The following is a 23,256-nucleotide window of genomic DNA, read 5'->3' on the forward strand; positions in this document are numbered from 1 at the left end:
GCCGGGCGCGGCGGGTCGCCGCGCGTGAGCCGGTGGCGATCGCAAGCGCGGCGGGTCGCCACGCGTGAACAGTTGACCTTGCCTGCCGCTCAGCCCGGGATCTTGCCGAGGATGTAGTTGGCGATGGTGACCGCGGCCAGCCGCGGGCGCTCGCTGTCCGTGGTGCCGCTGGCCGACACGTTCAGGTCGAGGACGACGTTGGCCTTGGCCGCGACCGCTCGCGCCGAGCGCACCTGTATTCCCTTGGGCGTCAAGTCCAATGTGGTGATGCCGTTGCCGGCGTCGGCGGGAGCGCTCACCGCCATCTTGATCGGCTGCCCACCCGAAGCCGTCACGGTGACGGTCGAGCCGCCGCACTGGCGCCATCCGGACAGCAGCGTGTCCAGTTGGGACTGCGCCCCGGCCGGATCGCGGAAAGCCGCCACGCCCTGGATGACTTGGATCGACTTGAACATGCTGCGCGTGTCGGTGAATTCGCCGGCGTGATACCCGGTGAAGGAGCCCGGGGTGTAGGCGTCCGGGCTGCCCGCGGCGATGCTTCCCCAGCATTCCGGGCGGTCGATGCTGCCGTCCTGCGCCGAGCGGCCGGGGCTGTTCCACGTCGGACCGACCTCGAGGTTCGCGTCGGAGGTGATGTTCCGCAGCGCGTCCAATCCGGGCAGCAGCGTGGTGATCGTGTCCGGTGGGACGGTCGGGGGCGGCGGTCCGGCCGACGTGGTCGCGTCGTGGGCCGTCCGGTGCGACGACGTGGACCCGCCCAGCGTCGCCCATCCGGCCAGCGCGACGACCGCCAACAGGATGAACACGTACGACAGCGTCACCCCGACCAGGGCGCGGTCGCGGCCGAGTTCGCCGGTGCGCCGGATCCGCGCCAACCCGAGGTGCCCCAGAACCGCTCCGGCGGGAGCGAACACGAACGCGAACACCAGTGACAGCGTCGCGAGGGTGTTGACGGCCGGGCGGTACGGCGGGGGTGCGGGCGGCGGCGGGATCCCGGGCGGTTCCGCCGGCGGTTCGATCGGCTCCATCGGCTCGATCGGGGGGACCCGGCCGAGTGGGTCGTAACTCAGCGGGTTCTGCCAATACGGGTCCTGGGGGTTGGTCACGCCGTGCCTCCTTCGCGGCCGAACCTGCCCGAAATGTAGCCCACGACCAGGGACACATACCCCACCCGGGCGCGCCCACACCCGTTTGATGGCCGATTTCGCCGGGTAGCCGCTTCGGTGAGCGCGCAACAGCCCTGCGCGTCGAACCAAGGGAGATGGGAGGGACACCATGGCACGCGCCATCACGTCGCCCACCGACGTGGTCGACTTTCTCGTCAGTCAGCACGAGCAGATCAAGGCGATGTTCGCCGACACCCTGGCGGCGTCCGGAGAAGCACGGGAGAAGGCCTTCGTCGAGCTTCGGCGGCTGCTCGCCGTGCACGAGACCGCGGAGGAGGAAATCGTTCACCCGCGGGCCAAGCGCAAGATCGCCAATGGCACCACCGTGGTCGACAAGCGGCTGCACGAAGAGCACGAGGCCAAGACCGTGCTGCAGCGGCTGGAAAAGCTCGACGTCGACAGCGAGGAATTCACCCGCGAGTTGACCAAGCTGCGCGACGCGGTGATCGACCACGCCGAGCACGAGGAGCGCGACGAATTCGCCAAGCTGGGCGAGGAATTGAGCGCCGACGAGCTGGAACGGATGGGCCGCGCCGCGCAGCTCGCCGAAGCCATCGCGCCCACCCGGCCCCACGCCGGTGTGGAATCACAGGTGGCCAACCTGGCCGCGGGCCCGTTCGCCGCGATGCTCGACCGTGCCCGCGACGCCATCGTGGGCAAGGGCTGACGAGCCACCCGAGGCTGGGTACCCCCGCTCGGTGGGGGAGCGGGGGTACCCACGCCGCCACATTCTCATGACAGCCACCGCGAAGGCCCCCGGCGCCGACCGCTATCTCCCCGAGGAGCGGGACATCGACGCGCTGCGCAGCGCGGCCGAAACATGCCACGGCTGTGCGCTTTTCGAAGATGCCACCCAAACCGTGTTCGGCAACGGGCATCCCGGGGCGCCGATCATGTTGGTGGGCGAGCAGCCCGGTGACCAGGAGGACCGCGCCGGTGAGCCGTTCGTCGGGCCGGCGGGCCGACTGCTCGCCCGGGCGCTCGAAGACGCCGGCATCGACCCGGTGCTCACCTATCAGACCAACGCCGTCAAGCATTTCAAGTTCACCCGCAAGGGCGGCAAACGGCGCATCCACCAAAAGCCCGGCCGCACCGAGGTCGTCGCCTGCCGGCCCTGGCTGATCGCCGAAATCGAGGCCGTGCAGCCCGAGGTCATCGTGTGCCTGGGGGCAACGGCCGCACAATCGTTGCTGGGCACCACCTTTCGGGTTTCCGAGCAGCGGGGCCGGGAGCTGAAGCTCCCGGCGTCCGTCGACATCGCAAGGACGCCCGAGCCCATCGTGGTGGCGACCGTGCACCCGTCGTCGGTGTTGCGCGACCGCAGCGACCGCCGCGACGAGGTCTACCAGTCGTTCGTCGACGACCTGCGCATCGCCCGCTCCGGGCTGGCGTAGTCGCTCGGCTGACCCGGCCCGGTCAGCTCTTCTTGTGCGGCATGAACTCCTGCATCTTGGTTTTCAGGCCAACCTTGACGAAGCCCACACGGTCCTCGTCACCGGACAACACCGCGGTGGTGGCCGACTTGAACTGCTCCCAGGTGGCGTGCGGCGGGATGGGCGGCATGTCGGGATCGGTGAAGACGTCCAGCACGGTGGGGCGGTCGGCCGACAAGGCATTGCGCCACGCGTCGGATAATTCGTCCGGATCCTTGATCGCCATGGCGTTCAGGCCCAGGCTGGCCGCGAACGCGGCGAAGTCGACGTCAGGAAGGTTTTGGGACTCCGCGAATTTCGGGGCGCCGGCCATCGCACGCATCTCCCAGGTCACCTGGTTGAGGTCGTTGTTGTGCAGGATCGCGATGATCAGGCGGGGGTCTTTCCACTCGCTCCAGTAGCGCTTGATCGTGATCAGCTCGGCCATGCCGTTCATCTGCATGGCGCCGTCGCCCGCGAACACGATGACCGGCCGGTCCGGGTGGCCGAATTTCGCGCCGATGCCGTAGGGAACCCCGGGGCCCATCGTCGCCAGCGTCCCCGACAGCGAGCCGCGCATGTTGCCGCGGAAGCGCAGGTTGCGCGCGTACCAGTTGGCCGACGAGCCGGAATCGGCTGTGACGATGGCGTTCTCGGGCAGCTGGGGGGACAGCTCGGAGAACAGCCGCATGGGGTTGATCGGGTCGGCGCTGACCATGGCTTCCTTATCCATCGTCTCCCACCAGCGCGCCACGTTCTTCTCGACGCCTTCGCGCCACGACCGGTCCTCCTTGCGGCGCAGGTGCGGAATCAGTGCGCGCAGTGCAGATTTCGCGTCGGCGACCAGGTTGACCTCGTACGGGTAGCGCATCCCGATCATTCGCCCGTCGATGTCGATCTGCACCGCCCGGCACTGGTCGAACTGCGGCAAGAACTGCGTGTAGGGGAAACTGGATCCGACGGTGAGCAGCGTGTCGCAGCCCATCATCAGCTCGTAGCTCGGCCGCGTTCCCAGCAGCCCGATCGATCCTGTGACCCAAGGCAATTCGTCCGAAAGGACGTCCTTGCCCAACAGCGCCTTGGCCGCGCCAGCGCCGAGCAGGTCGGCGACCTCGGCCAGCTCTTCGTGGGCCCCGCGCGCCCCGGTGCCCACCAGCATGGCGACCTTCTTGCCGGCGTTGAGGACGTCGGCGGCGCGCGCGATGGCGGCGTCGTCGGGGGCGATGTCCGGGTACTCGATGCCCAGGCTGGAGGGCACCATCTTGAACGCGTGCTCGGGCGGCGAGTACGGCAGCTCCTGGACGTCGCTGGGGATGATCAACGCCGTCGGCGCCCGCTGGGTCATCGCGATGCGGATCGCGCGGTCCAGCACGTTGGGCAATTGCTCGGGGACGGTGACCATTTGGACGTAGTCGCTGGCGACGTCCTTGAACAGGTTCAGCAGGTCGACCTCCTGCTGGTAGTTGCCGCCCATGGCGCTGCGGTTGGTTTGACCGACGATCGCCACCACCGGGACATGGTCGAGTTTGGCGTCGTAAAGGCCGTTGAGCAGGTGGACCGCGCCAGGGCCCGATGTCGCCGCGCAGACGCCCACTCGGCCGGTGAACTTCGCGTAGCCGACCGCCTCGAAGGCGCTCATCTCCTCGTGGCGCGACTGAATGAACTGGGGCTTGTTGTCCGCCCGGCCCCACGCGGCGAGCAGGCCGTTGATGCCGTCGCCCGGGTAGCCGAACACGTGCTCGACGCCCCACGCCCGCAACCGTTCCAGCAGGTAGTCGGAGACCTCTTGTTTGGACATGTTGTTCCCTCCTGGGCAGACGGTTCTTCAGTGCTGGCGGGTGGGCGTGTGTGGCTGTTGGTTGAACCACCTGCAGGCAGGCGTGACTACGGCAGGCGGCCGCGCATGGGCGGCTTTGGCACTTCCCACAGGTGCCGGGTTACCCGCAAAGAGGGTTGTTATTCCCCTTCACGGTCCGGCCGGCGGACTCACAGCGAGTTAACAGCTGACGGTGGGGAATCGTTCATGCCGTCTTGCGCAGGCCGGACGATCCGTTGGCGCTGTCGGCCTTGGCCACGCGCCGGATCAGCATTCGGGTGGCCTTGTCCAGAATCTCCTGCGCCAGGTCGGGCGATTTGGCGCGCTCGGCGCGGCGCGCCGCCGCGGCGATGGTCAGACCCTGCTCATAGCCGGTGACGACGCGGTGATCCACGTAGGAACCGCGCGCCACCGCGGGCGTGTTGCCCAGCTCCTCGGCGACCTCTTTCATCACGGCGGCCTCGACGCGCTTGGCCACCCGGCCCGATACCGCCGGGCCGGCGTCGGCGAAGGCCGCGGCCGCCAGCACCGTCCCGTGCCACGTTCGCAGGTCCTTGACGGTGTAGTCGTCGCCGGCCAGCTCCTTGAATCGGGCGTTGAGGTCATCGGCGCGCACATTGATCCACCCGGAAGAGTTGCGGCACACCAGCAATCGCTCGGTGCGGTCGGGCCTGCGCATCAGCGCACGCACCGCGCGGACCACGTCGGGGTCCTCGATTTCCACGGTGCGCCGAACCCCGCTCTTGGCCGGAAAGTCGAATTCGACGGCGTCACGCCGGACCACCACATGCTCACATAGCAGGGTGGACAACCCGTAGGACTCGTGTTCCTCGGCGTATTGCTCGCCGCCGGCGCGGAAGTAACCGCGGTCGAGCAGCCGCAGCGCGAGCGCCAGCACGCGCTTGCGGGTCAAGCCGTGGCGCGCAAGGTCTTTGGCGATCTCGGCGCGGCACGCGGGAAGCCGCGTCGAAAGTTCCAGCACCCGGTCGAACTTCTCCTCGGCGCGTTCGGCCTGCCACGCGGAGTGGTAGAGGTACTGCCGGCGCCCGGCGGCGTCGACGCCGACGGCCTGGATGTGGCCGTTCGGATGCGGCGAGATCCACACCTTCTTCCACGCCGGCGGGATGACCAGATCCTTGATGCGCTGCAGGGTTTCCGGATCGGAAACCGGCTTGCCGCCCGGCTCGTAGTAGGAGAAGCCCTTTCCGCGACGCTTGCGCGCGATTCCCGGCTTGCTCAGCACGCTGCGACGCAGTCGCATCATCGGCCCTCCACTCCCGTTCGCCGCCCGCACCGATATTCGCCAGAAGTACCCGCCCGCAAAGCCGTTCACACGGGTGCTCGGGAGTCAACGCGGAAACGACCCGCCACAACGTCGTGGCGGGTCGTCTCGTGGGCTGGATCAGCCGGCCATGAACTCGTGGTAGGCCGACTCCAGGTACGGCGGCAGGGCGGTGACATTGCACTGCCGTTCGGTCTCGCCGATCGGCGCCAGGATGCCGCGCAGGTCGTAGTACTCCTGCGGGTGCCCGGTGAAGTAGCTGCGCAGGCTCGATGCGGCCTCGGGGCGCGGCTGGCCATAGGCGGCCGTCACCACCTGGTTGGCCCCGGGGTGCGCAGCCAGATACTGCTCGGCGGATCCTTGCACCGAGGAGACGGTGGAGTTCACACCGGCGGGGCTGCAGTCGGGTGCCGCGGCAGCCGACGGCGCGCCGACGATGCCCATGGCCATCCCCCCGAGCAGGCAGCCGGCGCTGACTCCGGCCACTCGGCGGCGCGCGACAATACTGCTGATTTTCATGATGTTTGTTGTCCTTCGAAACGAAATGGATTTCTTTCGACTGAGGCTCCCGATCCTCGAAATCCAAAGTAGCGGAGGCAAACAGTGGCGATGTTCGCTGACGACGAACGATCGGGCGCGCTTGGGCCGTTGAGGGCGCTCGCGGCCGTCTTTGCTAAGCGAACCGTGAAGCGGTCCGCAAATTTCTAAGAGAACGCACCCGTTCTTAACCAATCGTGATGTCGATCGTGACGCAATCGTTATTCGGGGTGCGACCCACCGTGGACGGTTGATCATGCCGTGCGACGGGTATCCCGGACCGTCCCCGCGATACGAGGGCGAAAGGTGGGCATCGGGGTGGGCATTGCGGCGCGTGCGCAGCGGGTGGTGGCGCTGACGGCGTGGGCTTTTGCGGTGTGGATCCTGCTGACCTGGACCCCGACAGTGGAAAACCTGCTGGTCGGCCTGGTGGTGGCGGTGGGGTGCGGGTTCGCTTTCGCTCCGCTGGGCCCGGTCGCCGGGCCGTGGTCGGCGTTGGCGCCGCGCCGCCTCGCCGCATTGGTGGCGCTCGCGGCCGCCTGTGCGGCGCGCATCGTGGCCGCCAACCTGTCGCTGTCGCGCCGCATCTTGTCGCCGTCGCGGCCGCTGCGCTCGGGCATGATCATCGCGCCGACCCAGGCGCGCTCCGACGGGGAACTCGCCGCGACGGGCCTGCTGACGTCCCTGGTCGTGGACAACCAGTTCGTCGACCTCGATCGCGGCCGGCACCTGTTGCAGTATCACGCGATGGCCGTGCCGCGCGGCCCGGCGCGGGAATCGGTGAACGGGCCGCTGGAGAGCCGAGTGATCGCGGTGAGCCGGTCTCGGGGCGGGAGAAGCGGATGAGCGGCGTGCTTTCGGGGGTCTGCATCGCGCAGCTGCTGGTGGCGTGCGTCCTGCTGATTCGGCTGGCGCGGGGGCCGTCGGTGTCGGATCGCGTGGTCGCGCTGAACACCATCTCCACGCAGTGCGCGCTGGTGGTGTTGTTCTACGCCGCCGTGGCCGACCGCGCGATTTATCTGGACGTGGCGCTGTGGCTGGCCTCGTTCAGTTACCTCGGCGCGCTGGTGTGGGCGCGGTACCTGGAGCGGGGTCTGCTGTGAGCTCCGTCGTCACCGACGCACTAGTGATCGTCTTATGCGTTGTGGGAGTGTTCTTTTCGCTGAGCGGGGCGATCGGCATCCTGCGCATGCCCGACGTCTACACGCGAATCCAGTGTTCCTCCAAGACAATCACCGCCGGCGCGTTACCGCTGTTGGCCGGTCTGGCGGTGGCCAAAGGGCCTTTCACCGAGTACGGCTCGAGGGCGCTGCTGGTCGCCGTGTTGCTCCTGCTGGTCAATCCGATCGCCGCGCACGCGTTGGCGCGGGCGGCGTACAAGACCGGGGTGCCGATGTGGCACGGCGCGGTCATCGACCAGCCCGAGGGGCCCGGAGCGGGCCGGTGACATCGCTGTGGGCGGTCGACTATCTGTGCCTGGCGCTGGTCGTCGGCTGCGCGGTGCTGGTGGTGTTCCTGCGCAGCATCACCGGTTCGGTGATGGCCCTGTCGGCGATGGGCACCGTGCTGGGCGCGCTGTTCGTGGTCATGGCCGCGCCGGACGTCGCGCTCGCCACGGTCGCGGTCGGCGCGATCGCCCAGCCGGTCCTGTACCTGATCGCCATCGGGAAGATTCGCACCGACGTTTTCGACCGGGGTGAGCTGGGCGAGGCCCTCGACGATGGTGGTGCCCGCGATGACTGATCGACGACCCCCGCGCGAGGCCGGGTGGCATCGCGCGGGGCTGGGCGGGCTGCTGGTCGGCGGTTTCGCCGCCGTGGTGGCCGTCGGCTTCACGGCCTTGCCCGACGGTTCAAACGCGTTGCCGGACATCGCAAGACACGCGATGGCGATCGCGCTGCCGCGGTGGGGGACCACCGAGGCGGTCAGCGAAGTGGTCTACGGCAGCCGGGCCTTCGACACGTTCGGCGAGACGTTCTTGTTGCTGGCCGCCGTCGTCGCGGTGCTGCTGCTCTCGCGGGGCCGCGAACCGCGATCGGAGTTCGTCGGCGAAGCCAGCGCCGGGCGCGCCGAGCAGGAGAAGGCCGACCCCGACGAAGGCCCCGACCGGCGGGAGTCACAGGCGCGTGCGGCGGAAGACCAAGAGCGCCGCGACGAGCCGGAGCCCGCCCCCGAGCACGCCGACGACGACGCGCTGGGCGCGCCCGCCCCGGAGCGGGCGGTCGCGATGACGGTGGTGGTGCGAGTGGGCGCGCGCGTCGCCGCGGTCATCCTGGCGGTCGCCGGGGTCTACCTGGCCGCGTGGGGCTACACGCCCGGCGGCGGTTTTCCCGCCGGGGTGGTGCTGGCGGGCTGCGTCGTCCTGCTCTATACGGCGCTCGGGCACCGCGCGGTGCGCGCCGCGGTGCGCCCGGCGACGCTGGAGGTCGCCGAAATGGCCGGTGCCGCAGCCATTGTCGGGGTTGGCCTGGTGGGCATGTGGCTGACCGGTTCATTCCTGGACAATTGGCTTCCGCTGGCGCCCCAACAGACGATCCGCGCCGGTGGCACGCTGCAGGTGATCTCGGCCGCCGAGTTGGTGGAGGTGGCCACCGGCATCACGATCGCGGTGTTCGCGTTGCTGGGCATGGGACATGACTGGACACCCGACGAGGACGAATCATGATCGTCGCCAACTACGTCGCCGCCGGGGTGTTGTTCTGCCTCGGTTTGTTCGCGGTGACGTCGCGCCGCAACCTGATCAAAATCGTCCTCGGCCTGTCACTGATGGAGTCCTCGGCCTATCTGCTGCTGGTGTCGATGGCCTATCGCAACGACTCGACCGCGCCGGTGCTCGCCGGGCTGCCGGGCGGGCGCACTCAAAAAGACCTGGTTGCCGGGAATGTGGCCGATCCGGTGCTGCAGAACTTCTGCATCACCGCGGTGGTCATCGGGGTGGCCATCACCGCGGTGTTCTTGACGGTGGTGGTCCGGGTGGCCCAGCACTACCGCAGCGTCGACGCGGCGGACCTGACCGAGCTGCGGGGCTGAGCCGGTGCCGACGCCCGCGCAGCTGCTCCCGTTGCCAGTGGTGCTCCCGCTGATCGGCGCGGTGCTGGCCCCGCTGGCCGCCCGGCGGGCGCGGCGGGCGCCGCTGTGGTTGGCGGTGACCGCGTTGAGCGCATCGCTGGCGGTGCTGCTGGGCGTCGCCGCGCGCGTGTTCGCCGGTACCGGTCATCTGTTGACGCACTTCCTGTCCAACGAACACCCGGTGCGGGGAGCGTCGCTCGGAATCGCCTTGGTGGCAGACCCTTTCGGGCTCACCTTCGCCACGCTGGCCGCCGGGGTGGGCATCGTGTTGGTGGTCAGCGCGCTTTCCGAACTCGGAGACCTCGGCCGCCGAGAGCTGGGTGGCCTGGCCTGCCTGGTGCAGCTGCTGTTGGCCGCGCTGATCGGGGCCGCGCTCACCGCCGACACGGTCAATCTGTTCGTCTGGTTCGAGGTGGCCGCGCTGGCCAGCTACGGCCTGACCGGTTTCTTTCTGGAACGCCCCATCGCGGTGGAGGCCGCCTTCAAAAACCTGGTCCTCACCAGCATCGCCGGCTTCTCGGTTTTCATCGGCAGCGCGATGCTCTACTCGGCGAGCGGGGCGCTGAACTTCGGGCAACTGCACGGCGCCGTCGCCACCGGTGCCACCAGGGCGACGCTGCTCGCGGTCGCGTTTCTGGTGGCGGGCTTCGCGACCAAGGCCGGCCTGGTGCCGTTCCACGCCTGGCTGCCCGACACTCACACCCCCGTCCCGGGCGCCGTGTCGGCGCTGTTCTCGGCGCTGATGGTCGACCTCGGGGTGGTGGCGCTGGCCCGTCTCAGGCTGCAGGTATTCGTGAACCTGCCGTCGCTGCCGGCGCTGCTGACCGGACTCGGCCTGGCCTCGGCGCTGGTCGGCGCGGCGATGGCGTTGCTGCAAGACGACCTCAAGCGATTGCTGGCCTGGGACACCGTCGCCCAAACCGGAGTCCTGACAACGGGATTCGCGAGCAGGACCGCGGACGGCGTCGCGGGTGCGGTCTATCACCTGGTCAACCACGGACTGTTCAAGGCGCTGATATTCCTGTGCGCCGGCGCGGTGGTGCACGCCACCGGGCTGACCAAGCTCTCCGAGATGGGCGGGCTGGTGCGTCGGCGTCCGCTGCTGACCGCGGCGTTCACGGTCGGGGTGTTGTCGATCGCCGGCCTGCCGCCGCTGAACGGATATGCCTCACTTGGCTTGATACACAAGGGTTTGTCCGACCGGCCCGCCGTGCTGGGCTGTGCGCTGCTGGCGCAGGTCCTGACCGTCGCCGCCCTGGGGCGCGCCGCATACCTGGGCTTCTACCGCCGCCGGAACCGGGCATACGCCCATTTGGAGCCGCTCCGGCCGGGCATGAAGGCCAGCCTGATCATGTTGAGCGCGTGCTGCCTGGGCTTCGGCGTGCTGGCCGGCCCGTTCGTCGCGCACGTCGCCGGCCCCGCTACCGCCGGGCTGCTCGACCCGGCCGGATATGCGGCGGGCGCCCTGGGGTCGGCGGTCACGCTGCCGAACCCCGGCGTGGGATTTGGCTATTTCGAACCCAAGACGTTGGGAACCATCGCCATCGAGCTGATCCTCGGGGTGGCGCTGCTGGTGCTGGCGCTGCGGCGCGACGGCGTTGCGCGATCGCTGGGGTGGCTGCGGCGCGTCCACACCGGGAGCATCAACGACTACGCCGCGTTCGTCACCGGCGGGATGATCGTCGTCAGTTGTGCGCTGCTGCTGTGAGCTAAGCCCCGCCGGGTTTTTCGCCGTCGGTTGCATGGTGCCCGTCGGTGCTCGGCGCCAATGTCCGCAGCCACGTGTCGACGTCGGGACCGACGACCACCGCGTGCCCGGACGCCAACAGCGCCCCGTTGGCGAGCGCGGCCACCGCGGGCCGCACGGTCCGCACCTGCCGGCCATCGCCTTGCTGGGCAAGCAGTTTCGATGTCAGTTCGGGCAGGCGAATGGGGTGCGGGCCGGTGATGGTGCGCGGGGTGTGCGACTGTCCCAGCGCCGCCTCGACGAGGACGTCGGCGACGGTGTCGGCGGCGATCGGCTGAATCAGCCAGTCCTCGACGATCACCTCGTCACCGTCGAAGCTCACCGCATCGCAGTGGGTGGCGCATTCATACCACTGGGTGGACTTCACGATCGTGGTCGGCACCGGGCCGTCGAGCACGATGTTCTTCGCCGCCCGTTTGCCTTCGTAGTAGGGGATGCCGTCGAATTCCGGGTCGTCGATGCCCGCGATCGTCGGCACCACCAGGCGATGCACCTCCTGGATGGCACAGGCGCCCACGATGTTGTGCGAGGCGGTGGCCAGAGATTGACCGATGTCGGACGGCTCGGGCGGCACCGGATCGGACACGTCGATCGCGACGTCCACCCCCTGGAGCGCCTCGCACAGGTCCAACCCGCTGAACACATCGACGCCCTGCTCGCGTGAGATCTCGACCACCGCGACGTCGCGCGACCTCAGCCGGGCGACAACGCGGGACCCGGCCGTGCCGGTAGCCCCTATCACGGCGATGGTGGTCACCGCCTTCACCCCCCTTCGCGCCGCCGGCTAGTACTACTACCCGGTAAAACCCCGTTCAAACCGACCGATCGACGCTCCGATACGTGGGGCGTGGATGCGACGGCGGGGCGTTTGGCGAGGCGTGCGGCGGGAACGCCCTAGGTGCCATCGAGCGCAAGCTCACTCACCACCGAGAGGGAGGTCGACCCATGGGGGACCAGAAGAGCGGGCCGCAGGAAGCGGTGCAGGGCGCCGTCGAGGGCGTGAAGGGCAAGGCCAAGGAGGTCGGCGGGGCCGTGCTCGGCCGTGACGACCTTGCCGACGAGGGCCGGGCCCAGCAAGACAAAGCCGACGCCCAACGCGACGCGGGCAAGAAGGAAGCCGAAGCCGAGTCGGCGCGGGCCGGCGCGGACGCGGCCGAAGAGCGCCAGAAGAAAAACCAGTAAGCCGCTTGCTCGAGGGGTCCGGTCCGGGCCCGGTTTCAAACCGCCGCGCCCGGTTATCCCTGCCGTGTCCCGCTGGAGCGGGCGGGCGGTGGATGAGCGAGGTGGAACATGAACCTTCAAGCTCGGGTGTCCAGGGTTGTCGCGTTTCTGCGTGCGGGCTGCCCGCCGCTCGCCCCGGCCACGGGGTACGCACCGCTGCTGGCGTTGTTGCCGCGACGGGTGGCCGACGACGAGGTCATGGCCATCGCCCGCAAACTTGTTGCGCCCCAGCATCACCCGGTCGACAGCGCCGACGTCGGAGTGGAGATCATCAGGGTCACCGGCGAGGCGCCGTCGACGTACGACATCGAGCGTGTCCTGGGTGCCATGAAATCGGTTGGTGATCGCCCGTGCTGACGCCGCGGGCTCAGACTCGCTGGAGGTCGACCACCAGCGGTCGGTGATCGGAAATCGGCATGGGGCTGGCGTCGACCGCTCCGCCGCGCAGCCGGGGATCGTCGGTCAAGATGTGATCGAGCTGGCGGTTGGGGTTATCGGCGGGAAACGTTTCGGCGGTGGCCAACGCCCGCATACCCGACCAGCGGCCAACGGTTTTCGGCGTCATGTTCAGGTCGCCGGTCAGCAGCCGTGGACCGGGGAAGCCGCGCAGGTCATGAACCACCCGCAGCAGCTGGCGCCTGTTCCAGCCCGGAACGAAGGACAAATGCGTGTTGGCCACCGTCAGCCCGCCCATCGGGGTGCGCAGCTGCGCGATGACCGCCGCCCGCGGCTCCTCGTCGACGATCATCACCCGGTTGGGGCCGGGCAGGTACATCGGAAACCGCATCGGGATGCGGGGCAGTCGCAACACCTGCCAACTGGCCACGGGGTATCGGGACAGCAGGGCGATTCCGTACGCGGCTGTCCCGGGTTGTTCCCGGCCGGTGGCGGCCATCCAGGTCGCGCCCGGGGTACCCGAAATCGCCGCCACGAACCGGTGTTCGACCGCGCCCATGGCCTCGGCCGCCGCGGCGGTCAGGTCGGCCCGCTCGGAGCGTGGCTGATCGCAGTCGACCTCCTGCAGGCTGAGCACGTCCGGATCGAGACGGCGCACGCAATCGCGCAGGCGCGCAACGTCGACACCGTCCCCGACCGTGCGGCCGTGCAGGATGTTGAAGGTCGCCACGCGCATAGGTTTTCACCTACCCACTTTGCCGCCTGGGCACTCACCGCGGCATTTCGTCGCGGGTCGGCGCGGGGGTCACCGGAATACGAGTTCCCCCATCGCGGCGCCCACCGCGAGCAGCCGCGCAAGCACGAAACCCGGCAAGGTGGGCGAGGATTCCCCGCCGGCGGGCTCGAGTTGGCTCCGATAGCATTGCGCCGCGCGGCGTTTGCGGCACATCGCCCAACTCGGTGACGGCACCGAATAGGCCCGGTCCCACGGCACCGCGGGATCGGCGACGCGCGCCCAATGCCACATCAGCACCGGATATTCCAGCAGTGTCGTGCCGGTGCGGGCGCACGCCGCGGAGGCAGCGCGCCCGGCGGCTTCGTGATCGGGATGCCCGTCGCCCCGCCACGTCGCCGCACACCAGGCCGCCGGGCCGCCACCGTCGAGGATCTCCGCCAGCGTGTCGGCCAGCGTGTCCTCGTGATCGGTCAGCTCACCGTCGGGAAAACCCAGCGAGATCGGGCTGGGGACATTCAAAAGGCTGGCCGCCCGGCCCAATTCGTATCTGCGGATGGTTGCCATACGAAGTCGGTCCGTGACCGACACATCGGGCTGGGCAGCCCCGCCGTCGCTGACCGAGACCACCTGAACGTCAACCCCCAGCGCGGTCAGCTGCGTGGCCATCGCGCCCAGGCCGAGGGTTTCGTCGTCGGGATGCGGGGCTACGACGATCAGCCGTCGGCACTCCGCCAGATCCAGTGTCGGCAGGGGACTTTCGGCGAAAGCGGCCAGCCACAACGGCACCGGTGTGCCGCCGTGGGTCAGCGGATCGGCCGCGAACGCGCAGTTGCCCGCCGGCACGGTTTTCACGGCGCCCTCATCGCCTGCCTGCCCGCCAGCTGCCCGAGTTCGGCCAGGTCCCGCTCCGCATGGCTCTGCCGGATGTAGATGCTCAGGTCGGCGACCCGTTGAGCGTGCCGTCCGTCCTGGCACAGCGGGCCGGGGCCCAGGGCCCGGCCGGTGCGCGTAATTGCTTCGTCGACAGCGTGTTCCACGACCGTGCGGACGCGGCGGGCCAGCAGTTGCGCGGTTCCGGATCGGTCGAACGGATCCGCGTCGACCTGCGCCGCGGCCTCGACCAGCATCGCGTCACTGGCGGCCAGCGCGGCGTCCACCGCGCCCAGGTGCGCCAGCGAGTACGCGTCGGCGGATCGGCTTGCGGCGCAGCGGTATAGCGGGTCGGCGACCCTGCGTGCACCGCCGAGCCAACAGGCGGCGACACCGATTGCGCCGTGCCAGAAGCCCGGTCGATTCAGGTAGGCCCCGGGGTCACCCACGGCGACGGCCTGGGCGTTGGTGAACTGGACCGGCCTGGTGTCGCTGCCGGCCATCCCCGCGTTCCACCAGGTGCTGGGCAGGGCCTTGACGGCGGGGTCGGTCACGGTCACCGCGAACAGGCCTTGGGTCCCGTCCTCGAGCCGCGCCGTCACCAGCGCATGCGTGCAGAACCCGGCGCCCGCGCACCAGACCCTGGTGCCGTTCAGGGTGAACGCGCCGTCGGTGTCGGTTGCCGTCAACGCCGTGTCCGGCGCTTCGGCGGCCCACACGCCCCACAGCTGACCGGGGTCGGGGGGCTTGCCGCCCAACTCGTGCAGGATCGCGACCGCATCCACGTGCGACTCGGCGATCCTGGCCGCGACGATGTTGTCCTCGGCCAGCCGCGCCAGCCGCTGCCAGCGTTCGGCCGTGCGTCCCGACGCGGGCAGGGGAAGCTCGAGCCGTCCGGACTCGAGCCAGTGCTCGACCAGCCCCGCCGTCACGCCGGGCCGCCCACCGGGAGCGTTCCCCCCCGCCTGATGGGGTCGGGGGAGGGGGCCGAAATCACGACGGCCGCAGCATCGTATGAACGTGGCACCGCGGTTGACATAACGGACGATTTCCCCGTTGCGCGCAAGTTAAACGGCCTTACGACCGTCCGTCGTCAGGTTGCCGGTCCGGCCCGCGGGGTATCACCTAATGCACCATGGAACCCCTCGACGCACATGCCGACGCAACCAGCTGCGCCTCGCGGTTGCGGGAGGCGCTGAGAGGCGCCGCCTCGGCGCTCAAGGAACATGGGCCGCGCTTCGCCCTGGCCGGCAGCTATGCGTTATGGGCTTACGGCGCACCGGAACCCAGCCACGACGTGGACCTCGTGGTGGCCGAGGCCGACGTGGAGACGGCGGTGGCCACCCTGACCAATGCGGGCTTCGCCATCGAACGTCCCCCGGAGGATTGGTTGTTCAAGGCCCGCACCGGCGACACGCTCGTCGACGTCCTGCATCGCATCAACGGCGTGCCCGTCGACGCCGCGACGCTGGATCAGGCCGAACAGCAGGAGGTCCTGGCGATCGGCATGCCGGTGCTGCCCCCGACCATGGTGCTCGTCCAGCAGTTGCGCTCCCTGGGGGAGCATCACTGCGACTTCGGCCGGTTGTTGCCGGCCGTGCGCGCGGTGCGTGAACGCCTGGACTGGCAGCGCATCGAGGCGGAGACCGCCGAAAACGATTACGCGGTCGCCTTCTTGGTGCTGGCCGACCGACTCGGCCTGTCGCGTCAGTGATTACGCAGCTTGGCCACCAGCTTGTCCTTGGTCAGGCTCGAATAGCCTGACATGCCAAGCTCTTTGGCCCGCTTCTTCAGTTCCGGAACGGTCCAGTCCTGGTAAGACCCGGACTTTCCGCCCTTGCGGCCCACCGAGGACTTGCCCCGGCCGGCGGCCGCATTCGAAATCCGCGCGGCCTTCTCCTTGGAGTCGCCCTTCTTGCGCAGATCCTGGTACAGCTTCTCGTTCTTGATCGACGAACGCGGCATGATCCATCCTCCTGTCCACGATGAGACACCTTTTCAGTTATGCCCGCCCCGGCCGCGGGGAAAACACCGGCGCTAGGCCGGAACCGGGTCGGTGCGCCGTTGCCAGCAACGGTGTTGGGCGAGCGCGCCGGCGAATTCCTCGACGAAGCGATCGGGCAACTCGTCGGCGGCGGCCTTGGTGGTGATGACGGACTGGTCGTTGAGCACGTCGGTGTCCTCGGCGAGGCGGTTGGTGATACCGGCGGTGCGCAGCAGGTCGACGCCGGCGCCGTACGCCCCGATGGGCTTGAGGTGCTTGTAGGCCTCGGTCACGAAATGCACCGCATACCCGTCGTTGGACAGCGTCGCGATCGACCGCGGCCCGCACGCCACCACGACCGCGTCGTAGAGCACCGACGCCATCGTCGTGAAGGACCGGTCGACGGGCAGTTCGCCGCCGGATCCGCCCTCCAGCGTGCCGCCGGCCACCGGCGCCAACACCTCGACCACGGCCCCGCGCTGTCCCATCAGCTCGATGAAGCGCTGTGTCCCCACAACATCGACGCCGTTGGCGGCCAGCACGGCGACCTTGCGCGATTCGATGGTGTCGCCGGCGTCGGTGACCTGTGACAGCGCCGGTGAGGCGGTCACCGTGTCGACCTGCTCCTCGGGCGGCGCGGGAAGCCCCAGCTTCGCGGCCACCTGGGCGGCCAATTCGCCGTCGACCCGCGCGAGCTGTGCCACCACCGCCGAACGGATCTCGGGCATCTCCACCTTGCCGAGCTCGAAAGCGAACGCGGCGACGATGTGTTCGGCCTCCACGCGCGTCATGCTCATCCAGAACATCCGCGCCTGGCTGTAGTGATTCTCGAAGGACTCGGCCCGCTTACGCATGGTCTGCCCGTCGAGCCGCTGGGTGTAGTGCCGGAACACGTTCTCGTCGGCCAGCGCTGGGCAGCCGCCGCCGATGGTGTTCTTGTAGTAGCTGGAGCGGCCCTGCGGAATCGCGTGCTGTCCGTAGCCGTCGTGCTGGTTGGTCCGGACCTCGGCCACCGGCCGATTGATCGGCAGCTGGGCGAAGTTGGGGCCGCCCAGCCGGATCAGTTGGGTGTCCAGGTAGGAGAAGTTGCGGAACTGCAGCAGCGGATCGTTGGTGAAGTCGATGCCGGGCACCACGTTCGCCGTGTGGAACGCGACCTGCTCGGTCTCGGCGAAGAAGTTGTCCGGGTTGCGGTTGAGCACCATCTTGCCAACCGGGCGCACCGGAACCTGTTCCTCGGGAATGATTTTCGTCGCGTCGAGAAGATCGAAATCGAAGCTGAACTCGTCCTCCTCGGGAACGAGCTGGACGCCGAGCTCCCACTCCGGGTACTGGCCCGACTCGATGGCCTCCCACAGGTCGCGGCGGTTGTAATCGGGGTCTTTGCCGGCGATCTTTTGGCATTCGTCCCAGATCAGTGAGTGCACGCCGAGCCGCGGCTTCCAGTGGAATTTCACGAAAGTGCCCTCGCCGCGGTCGTTTACCAACCGGAAGGTGTGTACGCCGAAGCCCTGCATCATCCGGTAGCTACGCGGCAATGCCCGGTCCGACATCAGCCACATGATGGTGTGCAGCGTCTCGGGCTGCAGCGCCACGAAGTCCCAGAGCGTGTCGTGGGCCGACTGCGCCTGCGGAATCTCGTTGTGCGGCTCCGGTTTCACCGCGTGCACGAAATCGGGGAACTTGATGCCGTCCTGGATGAAGAACACCGGGAAGTTGTTGCCCACCAGGTCGTAATTGCCTTGTTCGGTGTAGAACTTGGTGGCGAAGCCGCGCACGTCGCGCACGGTGTCGGCCGAACCCCGCGAGCCGGCCACCGTGGAGAATCGCACGAACACCGGGGTCTGCAAGCCTGGAGTGGTCAAGAATCTCGCCGCGGTGTATTGCGCCAACGAGTCGTCGTACGGTTCGAAATAGCCGTAGGCGCCGGCGCCCCGCGCGTGCACCACGCGCTCCGGGATACGCTCGTGGTCGAAGTGGGTGATCTTCTCCCGGGCGTGAAAGTCCTCCAGCAGCGTCGGTCCCCGCTCACCGACCGACAGCGAATCGTCGGTGTGGTCGACGCGCACGCCCTGCTGGGTCGTCAGGTATCCCGTGTCGCGGCGGAACCGTGCGGATTCCAGGTCGCGCTGCTTGGGATTCTGGTCGGTGGCCATGGCCTCCCTCTCTGCCTGATGTGGAATCGGGACTGATTTGCTGTGATGGGCCGCTCAACGGTGTGGGGTACCACAGCGAAACCGGTGTAAAACGGCCCGAATCCGGCCCTGTCCATCGCGTCGACGGTTGCCTACCATCGATCGGGGTAGACGGAAGTGGTGATTGCGGCGGCGGACGGTGGCGACCTCGAGGGCGACCTCCAGGGCCTCCGATCGCCACCTGCTCGTCTCCGACCATCACGTCCTGCTGTCCCAGGGGCCCACCGAGAACGGGCATCGGCCGGCTATCAATGCGTTGTTCCGATCGGTCGCCGTAGCATTCGGGCCCCGCGCGATCGGCGTGCTGCTGTCCGGCGTGCTCGACGACTCCGTGCTGGGAATGGGAGCCATCCGTGCCCGAGGCGGCACCGCCATCGGCCAGTCACCCGAGGACGCATTGTTCCCCGCGATGCCCGTCAACGCCGCCGAGGCCGGCGTGGTGGATCGGCAGGCCGACGCGGCCGACATCGGAGCCGTCCTCAAAGAGCTGTCGCACCGAGAGATAGAGGGTTTTGCCATGGAGTGCGACGCCGCGATGGAGCTCGAGAACCGCATCGCCATGAGGTCGCGGTTCGCGACCGACTTCGACACGGAAAAACTGGGGTCGCCGTCCGGCTACACCTGCCCCGATTGCAACGGTTCGCTGGTTTCCATCAGTGAGGGCAACTTCCGCTGCCAGGTCGGCCACGCCTGGACGGCCGAAGCCTTGCTCGGCGCGCGGGACAACGAGCTCGAGGGGGCGCTGTGGATCGCGGTGCGCAGCCTGCGGGAAAAGGCCCGGCTCGCAAGGGACATGGCCGACAGGGCCGGGCCGGGACTGCTCGTCCGCCGCTACGCGGCGATCGCCGAGGAAACCGAACGCGCGCTGCACGTGCTCAGCGACCGGCTGTCCGGCGCCGCCCGACAGCCGGGTGACGCCGGATGACCGGTCGCAGCCCCGCTCCGCGGATCGCGCTGGAACCCGTTGAGGATGCCGCCATCCTGACGGTGCAGGGAGTGCTGGACAGCTCCACCTATCGAACGATCCGCGACGCCGTGATCAAGGCCGCGATCGCCGCGCCGCGCGCGGTGATCGTCGACATCAACGGGCTGCATGCGCCGTCAGCCTCGGCGTGGACGGTGTTCACCAGCGCTCGCTGGCACGTCAGCGTGTGGCCGGACGTCCCGATCCTGCTGGTGTGCGAACAACCGGTGGTGCGCCGCGCGATCACCAGGGCCGGGGTCACCCGATATGTGCCGATGCATCCGGATCGCAAGCTCGCGCTGGAGGCGGTGCACGGGCAGTCGGTCAAGGTCCGGCGGCGGGCCCGCACCGAGCTGTCGCGATCCAGCGCCAGCATCGATCTCGCCCGCACCGTGGTTGCCGATTGGCTTACCAACTGGGACATTCGCGAGGTGATCGCGGTCGCGGCCACCGTGGCCACCGTCTTCGTCGAAAACGTCCTCGACCACACCGAGAGCGTTCCGGTGCTGATCGTCGAGAGCTACCAAGACATCGTCTCCGTAGCGGTCGAGGACAACAGCCCGCAGTTGCCGGCCCGGCACGAAGATGCCGACCGCGGCGCCCACATCGTCTCGGGTCTGGCGATCGTGTCCGCCGTGTCTCGGCGGTGGGGGGCCACCCCCACGCTGTCGGGCAAGACGGTCTGGGCATTGGTCGGTCGGGAAAACCGCCTCTGATTTCGCGAGTAGTGTTCAAGTCCTTCGTCGAACCGTTGTCGGACGGGACTTGCATTGGAATCCGCCACTGACGAGGCTTTCGAGGCCCTGTTGCGCTATATGCGCGATTCGCGGGGCTTCGACTTCACGGGCTACAAGCGCACCTCACTGATGCGCCGCGTCCGTCGCCGGATGGACCAGGCGGGTTACACCTCGTTCGAGGAATACCTTGACTTTCTGCAGGCCAGCTCGGACGAATTCACCGCGCTCTTCAACACCATCCTGATCAACGTCACGTCGTTCTTCCGCGACGCGGAGGCCTGGGACTACGTGGGCGCCGAGGTCATCCCGCGGCTGCTGGCCGAGCGGGGACCCGACGACCCGATCCGGGTGTGGAGCGCCGGATGCGCGTCGGGCCAGGAGGCCTACACGCTGGCCATGATGCTGGCCGAGGCGCTGGGAGCCGAGGAGTTTCGCCAGCGGGTCAAAATCTATGCCACGGATGTCGACGAAGATGCACTCGGCGAGGAGCGCGGGGCGTCCTACGACGCCAAGGCGGTCGAGTCCGTGCCGCCGGAAATGCTCGGGCGCTACTTCGAGCAGGTCAACGGCCGCTACGTCTTTCGCAAAGACCTGCGCCGGGCGGTGATCTTCGGCCGCAATGACCTGGTCACGGATGCGCCGATATCACGGGTCGACCTTCTGGTGTGCCGCAACGCGTTGATGTATCTCAACGCGGAGACGCAGCGAATGTGTTGGGGCGTCTACACTTTGCGCTCATGCCCCAGGGCACGCTGTTTCTCGGGCACGCCGAGATGCTCCTCAGTCATGGTGACCGATTCACGCCGGTGAGCCTGAACCACCGAATCTTCCGCAAGGCGGCCGGGACCCATGTCGGCGCGGATCGCTACGAGCCGGGCGGGGCGTTCTACGAACGTCACGCGGAGCTACCGGGCCTGGCGACCGTGCGCGACCTGGCCTTCCGCGCCAGCCCGGTGGCCCAGATCGTGGTGACCGGCGAGGACACCGTCGCCATGATCAACCAGCAGGCCGAAACCCTGTTCGGCCTCTCGGCGCGCGACATCGGCCGGCTGCTGCGTGATCTCGAGGTCTCCTATCGTCCGGTGGAGCTACGCGCCTACGTGGAGCAGGCCAAGGTGGAGCGCCGTCCCGCGCGGATCCAGGACGTCAAATGGCAGCGGCCGGGCACCGAGACGGTGTGGTTCGAGATCCACGTGAATCCGCTCGTCGACGCCGAGAACGGTCTGCTCGGCGTGTCGATCGTCTTCTTCGACGTCACGAGGAACTGCAATCCACGGTCGAGGAACTCGAGACCACCAACGAGGAACTGCAGTCCACCAACGAAGAACTCGAGACGATGAACGAGGAGCTGCAGTCCACCAACGACGAACTGCAAACCATCAACGACATGCTGCGCGAACGCAGCCTGGAACTGGACGAGGCGAAGAGCTTCCAGGATTCCCTGGTCGACTCGATCCAGAGCGGCATGGTGGTGGTGGACCGCGAAATGAAGATCGTTCTGTGGAACCGCGGCTGCGAAGACCTGTGGGGGCTCCGCGCCGACGAGACGCTCGGGTCGCGGCTGACCGCCCTCGACATCGGCCTTCCGCTCGACGGCGTGCTGCCGTTGATCGGCAACGCCTTCGTCGACCCCGACACCTCCGGGGAAGTCGTGGTGGACGCGGTCAACCGGCGCGGGCGCCCCGCCCGGGTGCGGGTCACCTGCACGCCGTTTCGTTCGAACATCGGCACGGTCGGCGGCGCCCTGCTGCTGATGGAGGTTCTGGGCTAGCAGTCCACGCCAGCACACGTGTGGTCCATCAACCGAATTCCCGGCCACCAAACGAAGCGGTGATCTTGTTCGTTTCGCGGACGCCCCAGGGTGGTATGCCCAGGTGATGTCGGGGTGGATGGATGACGTGCGCGGAGGGAACCGCGAGTGAAGATCGCAATCGTCAGCGGCGATGACGTGGTCGGGGAGGACCCCGAGCAGCTGGGCGCCGCGCTGACCACCCAGGGGCACGATGCGGTGGTCTGCCTGCGGCAAAACGGCCGGCGGCGTGCCAGGGCCGGTGCCTGCCGCAGCGTGTCGGTCCCCGTCGGTCCGCGCGCCGCGGCCTCCGCCACCGACGTGCTGCCCTACGTCGGGGACTGGGCGGCCAGACTCGAGCGGGTCTGGTCGAAGGAACAACCCGACGTCGTGCACGCGTACGGGTGGCTGGGCGGGTTGGCCGCCCAGCTGGCCGCACGACGTCAGCGTGTCCCGGTAGTGCAGACGTTCTTGGGCCTCGCCACGGCATCAGGCGCCCACGCGGGGAATGGGAGCGAACGCCGGCGCATCGAGCCGTTGCTGGCGCGCGGCGCCGCCTGGGCGACCGGCGAGAGCAGCGCCGACGTCGATCTCCTGGCCCAACTGCGCCGCAGCCGGGCGCGGGTGTCCGCGTTGACCTGCGGGGTGGATTCCGAGCGATACACCCCGGCCGGTCCCGCAATTGCCCGTGACGGACTGCAGCGTGTTCTCTGCATAGCGCCGAACCCCCTGCAGCATAACGGTTTTGACATTGCGATCAGCGCGCTGTACCGCGTCCCCGGAGCGGAGTTGGTCATTGCGGAAACCGAGGCGACCAACCCCGCGCACGACGACGCGCGGGCCCAGCTGCAGTATCTCGCCAAGGAATTCGGGGTTGCCGACCGCGTCCGCTTCGCGGGCACGATCCCCGGCAACGAAATGCCGATGTGGGTCCGGTCCGCCGACGTCATGGTGTGCACCCCTCGCGAACCGTTGCGCCCCTCGACCGCGTTGCAGGCCATGGCCAGTGGCGTGGTGGTGGTCGCCGCGACGGTGGGCGCCCTCGCCGACGTCGTCCTCGACGACATCACCGGCGTCGTACTGCCCCCGGAGAATCCCGTCGGCCTGGCAGCCGCGCTGAGACGGCTTCTCGCCCAGCGCTTTCAGTGCGAAAGCATGGGCGCGGCCGGACGCAGCCGCGCACAGTCACGCTTCGCATGGGAGCGAATCGCGCTCGACGCGCTGAATGTCTACCAGAGCCTGGGCGCGCAGGGCCGGGCATCCACAGATCTGTCCTCGACGGCGGCACGGTGATGCAATGACGAGGCTGCCCCCGGTCTTTCCTCCGAGCCGGCC

General features: G+C 68.5%; 24 protein-coding genes and 2 pseudogenes. 16 read left to right on the plus strand and 10 right to left on the minus strand.

Annotated elements, in window-relative coordinates:
- Positions 1–89: 89 nt before the first annotated feature.
- The gene (locus tag QGN31_RS05825; RefSeq protein WP_014383122.1) at positions 90–1,106 is read right to left on the minus strand and encodes a sensor domain-containing protein; all 1,017 of its coding nucleotides are present in this window, start codon (positions 1,104–1,106) and stop codon (positions 90–92) included.
- A gap of 169 nt (positions 1,107–1,275) precedes the next feature.
- Here QGN31_RS05825 and QGN31_RS05830 point away from each other — a divergent pair, with 169 nt between their 5' ends.
- Together QGN31_RS05830 and QGN31_RS05835 are read left to right on the plus strand one after the other, a co-directional pair.
- Positions 1,276–1,833: a hemerythrin domain-containing protein gene (locus QGN31_RS05830; RefSeq protein ID WP_014942764.1), complete on the plus strand. Its 558-nt coding sequence runs from the start codon at positions 1,276–1,278 to the stop codon at positions 1,831–1,833.
- Between the two features lie 67 nt (positions 1,834–1,900).
- Entirely contained in the window at positions 1,901–2,560 is a 660-nt protein-coding gene (locus QGN31_RS05835) for a UdgX family uracil-DNA binding protein (RefSeq protein ID WP_008259535.1), read from the plus strand.
- A gap of 22 nt (positions 2,561–2,582) precedes the next feature.
- Here QGN31_RS05835 and QGN31_RS05840 read toward each other — a convergent pair whose 3' ends face one another.
- From QGN31_RS05840 to QGN31_RS05850, 3 genes are all read right to left on the minus strand, one after another.
- Entirely contained in the window at positions 2,583–4,376 is a 1,794-nt protein-coding gene (locus QGN31_RS05840) for a thiamine pyrophosphate-requiring protein (protein ID WP_009956826.1), read from the minus strand.
- 223 nt (positions 4,377–4,599) lie between these two features.
- Positions 4,600–5,655, minus strand: coding sequence for a DNA topoisomerase IB (locus QGN31_RS05845; protein WP_043955827.1), 1,056 nt, complete (start codon positions 5,653–5,655; stop codon positions 4,600–4,602).
- A 141-nt stretch (positions 5,656–5,796) separates the two neighbouring features.
- The gene (locus QGN31_RS05850) at positions 5,797–6,195 is read right to left on the minus strand and encodes a heme-binding protein (RefSeq protein ID WP_008259529.1); all 399 of its coding nucleotides are present in this window, start codon (positions 6,193–6,195) and stop codon (positions 5,797–5,799) included.
- A 324-nt stretch (positions 6,196–6,519) separates the two neighbouring features.
- On the opposite strand from QGN31_RS05850, the gene QGN31_RS05855 reads away from it, so the two are divergent.
- From QGN31_RS05855 to QGN31_RS05885, 7 genes are read left to right on the plus strand one after another with little or no spacing between them, the layout of a single operon-like run.
- Positions 6,520–7,059, plus strand: a complete 540-nt coding sequence (locus QGN31_RS05855; protein WP_014942762.1) for a Na+/H+ antiporter subunit E — start codon at positions 6,520–6,522, stop codon at positions 7,057–7,059.
- Positions 7,056–7,316, plus strand: coding sequence for a monovalent cation/H+ antiporter complex subunit F (locus tag QGN31_RS05860; protein WP_014383120.1), 261 nt, complete (start codon positions 7,056–7,058; stop codon positions 7,314–7,316). The genes QGN31_RS05855 and QGN31_RS05860 overlap by 4 nt, the downstream gene beginning before the upstream one ends.
- The gene (gene mnhG / locus QGN31_RS05865; RefSeq protein ID WP_014712192.1) at positions 7,313–7,660 is read left to right on the plus strand and encodes a monovalent cation/H(+) antiporter subunit G; all 348 of its coding nucleotides are present in this window, start codon (positions 7,313–7,315) and stop codon (positions 7,658–7,660) included. The genes QGN31_RS05860 and mnhG overlap by 4 nt, the downstream gene beginning before the upstream one ends.
- Positions 7,657–7,956 (plus strand): Na(+)/H(+) antiporter subunit B, encoded by a 300-nt coding sequence (locus tag QGN31_RS05870; protein ID WP_014383119.1) that lies wholly within the window; start codon positions 7,657–7,659, stop codon positions 7,954–7,956. Before mnhG ends, QGN31_RS05870 begins: the two co-directional genes overlap by 4 nt.
- Positions 7,934–8,878: an MnhB domain-containing protein gene (locus tag QGN31_RS05875; RefSeq protein ID WP_014942761.1), complete on the plus strand. Its 945-nt coding sequence runs from the start codon at positions 7,934–7,936 to the stop codon at positions 8,876–8,878. Before QGN31_RS05870 ends, QGN31_RS05875 begins: the two co-directional genes overlap by 23 nt.
- The gene (locus QGN31_RS05880; protein ID WP_014942760.1) at positions 8,875–9,243 is read left to right on the plus strand and encodes a Na+/H+ antiporter subunit C; all 369 of its coding nucleotides are present in this window, start codon (positions 8,875–8,877) and stop codon (positions 9,241–9,243) included. The genes QGN31_RS05875 and QGN31_RS05880 overlap by 4 nt, the downstream gene beginning before the upstream one ends.
- Before the next feature lie 4 nt (positions 9,244–9,247).
- Positions 9,248–10,990, plus strand: coding sequence for a complex I subunit 5 family protein (locus tag QGN31_RS05885; RefSeq protein ID WP_014942759.1), 1,743 nt, complete (start codon positions 9,248–9,250; stop codon positions 10,988–10,990).
- 1 nt (position 10,991) lies between these two features.
- On the opposite strand, the gene QGN31_RS05890 is transcribed toward QGN31_RS05885, so the two are convergent.
- Positions 10,992–11,795, minus strand: coding sequence for an SDR family oxidoreductase (locus QGN31_RS05890; protein WP_014942758.1), 804 nt, complete (start codon positions 11,793–11,795; stop codon positions 10,992–10,994).
- Between the two features lie 179 nt (positions 11,796–11,974).
- Between QGN31_RS05890 and mbp1 the strand changes: the two genes are divergently transcribed.
- Positions 11,975–12,211: a microaggregate-binding protein 1 gene (gene mbp1, locus QGN31_RS05895; protein WP_008259513.1), complete on the plus strand. Its 237-nt coding sequence runs from the start codon at positions 11,975–11,977 to the stop codon at positions 12,209–12,211.
- Positions 12,212–12,319: 108 nt separating this feature from the next.
- Positions 12,320–12,607 carry a DUF3349 domain-containing protein gene (locus QGN31_RS05900; protein WP_043955290.1) on the plus strand — a complete coding sequence of 96 codons (288 nt, stop codon included), beginning with the start codon at positions 12,320–12,322 and terminating at the stop codon, positions 12,605–12,607.
- 10 nt (positions 12,608–12,617) lie between these two features.
- On the opposite strand, the gene QGN31_RS05905 is transcribed toward QGN31_RS05900, so the two are convergent.
- From QGN31_RS05905 to QGN31_RS05915, 3 genes are all read right to left on the minus strand, one after another.
- Positions 12,618–13,382: an endonuclease/exonuclease/phosphatase family protein gene (locus QGN31_RS05905; RefSeq protein ID WP_014942756.1), complete on the minus strand. Its 765-nt coding sequence runs from the start codon at positions 13,380–13,382 to the stop codon at positions 12,618–12,620.
- Positions 13,383–13,451: 69 nt separating this feature from the next.
- Positions 13,452–14,234, minus strand: coding sequence for a PIG-L deacetylase family protein (locus QGN31_RS05910; RefSeq protein WP_014942755.1), 783 nt, complete (start codon positions 14,232–14,234; stop codon positions 13,452–13,454).
- Complete coding sequence (locus tag QGN31_RS05915) at positions 14,231–15,184, minus strand: acyl-CoA dehydrogenase (protein WP_014942754.1); 954 nt, start codon at positions 15,182–15,184, stop codon at positions 14,231–14,233. Before QGN31_RS05915 ends, QGN31_RS05910 begins: the two co-directional genes overlap by 4 nt.
- A 203-nt stretch (positions 15,185–15,387) precedes the next feature.
- Here QGN31_RS05915 and QGN31_RS05920 point away from each other — a divergent pair, with 203 nt between their 5' ends.
- Positions 15,388–15,966 carry a nucleotidyltransferase family protein gene (locus QGN31_RS05920; RefSeq protein WP_009957454.1) on the plus strand — a complete coding sequence of 193 codons (579 nt, stop codon included), beginning with the start codon at positions 15,388–15,390 and terminating at the stop codon, positions 15,964–15,966.
- On the opposite strand, the gene QGN31_RS05925 is transcribed toward QGN31_RS05920, so the two are convergent.
- Positions 15,960–16,217 carry a DUF7218 family protein gene (locus QGN31_RS05925; protein WP_008259505.1) on the minus strand — a complete coding sequence of 86 codons (258 nt, stop codon included), beginning with the start codon at positions 16,215–16,217 and terminating at the stop codon, positions 15,960–15,962. The two genes, QGN31_RS05920 and QGN31_RS05925, sit on opposite strands and share 7 nt — an antisense overlap.
- A 72-nt stretch (positions 16,218–16,289) precedes the next feature.
- Complete coding sequence (locus QGN31_RS05930; protein WP_014942753.1) at positions 16,290–18,392, minus strand: catalase; 2,103 nt, start codon at positions 18,390–18,392, stop codon at positions 16,290–16,292.
- A 211-nt stretch (positions 18,393–18,603) separates the two neighbouring features.
- Between QGN31_RS05930 and QGN31_RS05935 the strand changes: the two are divergent.
- From QGN31_RS05935 to QGN31_RS05950, 4 genes and pseudogenes are all read left to right on the plus strand, one after another.
- Positions 18,604–19,356 (plus strand): annotated as a pseudogene (locus QGN31_RS05935) (chemotaxis protein CheB); the annotation flags it as partial.
- Complete coding sequence (locus tag QGN31_RS05940; protein WP_014385590.1) at positions 19,353–20,111, plus strand: STAS domain-containing protein; 759 nt, start codon at positions 19,353–19,355, stop codon at positions 20,109–20,111. The pseudogene QGN31_RS05935 and the gene QGN31_RS05940, both read left to right, overlap by 4 nt.
- 99 nt (positions 20,112–20,210) lie before the next feature.
- Positions 20,211–21,903: pseudogene (locus tag QGN31_RS05945) on the plus strand (CheR family methyltransferase).
- 147 nt (positions 21,904–22,050) lie between these two features.
- On the plus strand, positions 22,051–23,214 hold the full coding sequence (locus tag QGN31_RS05950; protein WP_014942752.1) for a glycosyltransferase: 1,164 nt from the start codon (positions 22,051–22,053) through the stop codon (positions 23,212–23,214).
- Positions 23,215–23,256 lie beyond the last annotated feature (42 nt).

This window comes from Mycobacterium sp. 2-64 (assembly GCF_035918375.1).
GTDB lineage: Bacteria > Actinomycetota > Actinomycetes > Mycobacteriales > Mycobacteriaceae > Mycobacterium > Mycobacterium intracellulare.

What these genes read in the sequence shown, in the direction of transcription:
- QGN31_RS05940 (WP_014385590.1), top strand. Translation starts at nt 19,353, where the DNA reads ATGACCGGTCGCAGCCCCGCTCCGCGGATCGCGCTGGAACCCGTTGAG.
- QGN31_RS05835 (WP_008259535.1), top strand. Translation starts at nt 1,901, where the DNA reads ATGACAGCCACCGCGAAGGCCCCCGGCGCCGACCGCTATCTCCCCGAG.
- QGN31_RS05900 (WP_043955290.1), top strand. Translation starts at nt 12,320, where the DNA reads ATGAACCTTCAAGCTCGGGTGTCCAGGGTTGTCGCGTTTCTGCGTGCG.
- mbp1 (WP_008259513.1), top strand. Translation starts at nt 11,975, where the DNA reads ATGGGGGACCAGAAGAGCGGGCCGCAGGAAGCGGTGCAGGGCGCCGTC.
- QGN31_RS05845 (WP_043955827.1), bottom strand. Translation starts at nt 5,655, where the DNA reads ATGCGACTGCGTCGCAGCGTGCTGAGCAAGCCGGGAATCGCGCGCAAG.
- QGN31_RS05930 (WP_014942753.1), bottom strand. Translation starts at nt 18,392, where the DNA reads ATGGCCACCGACCAGAATCCCAAGCAGCGCGACCTGGAATCCGCACGG.
- QGN31_RS05925 (WP_008259505.1), bottom strand. Translation starts at nt 16,217, where the DNA reads ATGCCGCGTTCGTCGATCAAGAACGAGAAGCTGTACCAGGATCTGCGC.
- QGN31_RS05920 (WP_009957454.1), top strand. Translation starts at nt 15,388, where the DNA reads ATGGAACCCCTCGACGCACATGCCGACGCAACCAGCTGCGCCTCGCGG.
- QGN31_RS05905 (WP_014942756.1), bottom strand. Translation starts at nt 13,382, where the DNA reads ATGCGCGTGGCGACCTTCAACATCCTGCACGGCCGCACGGTCGGGGAC.
- QGN31_RS05840 (WP_009956826.1), bottom strand. Translation starts at nt 4,376, where the DNA reads ATGTCCAAACAAGAGGTCTCCGACTACCTGCTGGAACGGTTGCGGGCG.
- QGN31_RS05880 (WP_014942760.1), top strand. Translation starts at nt 8,875, where the DNA reads ATGATCGTCGCCAACTACGTCGCCGCCGGGGTGTTGTTCTGCCTCGGT.
- QGN31_RS05850 (WP_008259529.1), bottom strand. Translation starts at nt 6,195, where the DNA reads ATGAAAATCAGCAGTATTGTCGCGCGCCGCCGAGTGGCCGGAGTCAGC.
- QGN31_RS05875 (WP_014942761.1), top strand. Translation starts at nt 7,934, where the DNA reads ATGGTGGTGCCCGCGATGACTGATCGACGACCCCCGCGCGAGGCCGGG.
- QGN31_RS05860 (WP_014383120.1), top strand. Translation starts at nt 7,056, where the DNA reads ATGAGCGGCGTGCTTTCGGGGGTCTGCATCGCGCAGCTGCTGGTGGCG.
- QGN31_RS05830 (WP_014942764.1), top strand. Translation starts at nt 1,276, where the DNA reads ATGGCACGCGCCATCACGTCGCCCACCGACGTGGTCGACTTTCTCGTC.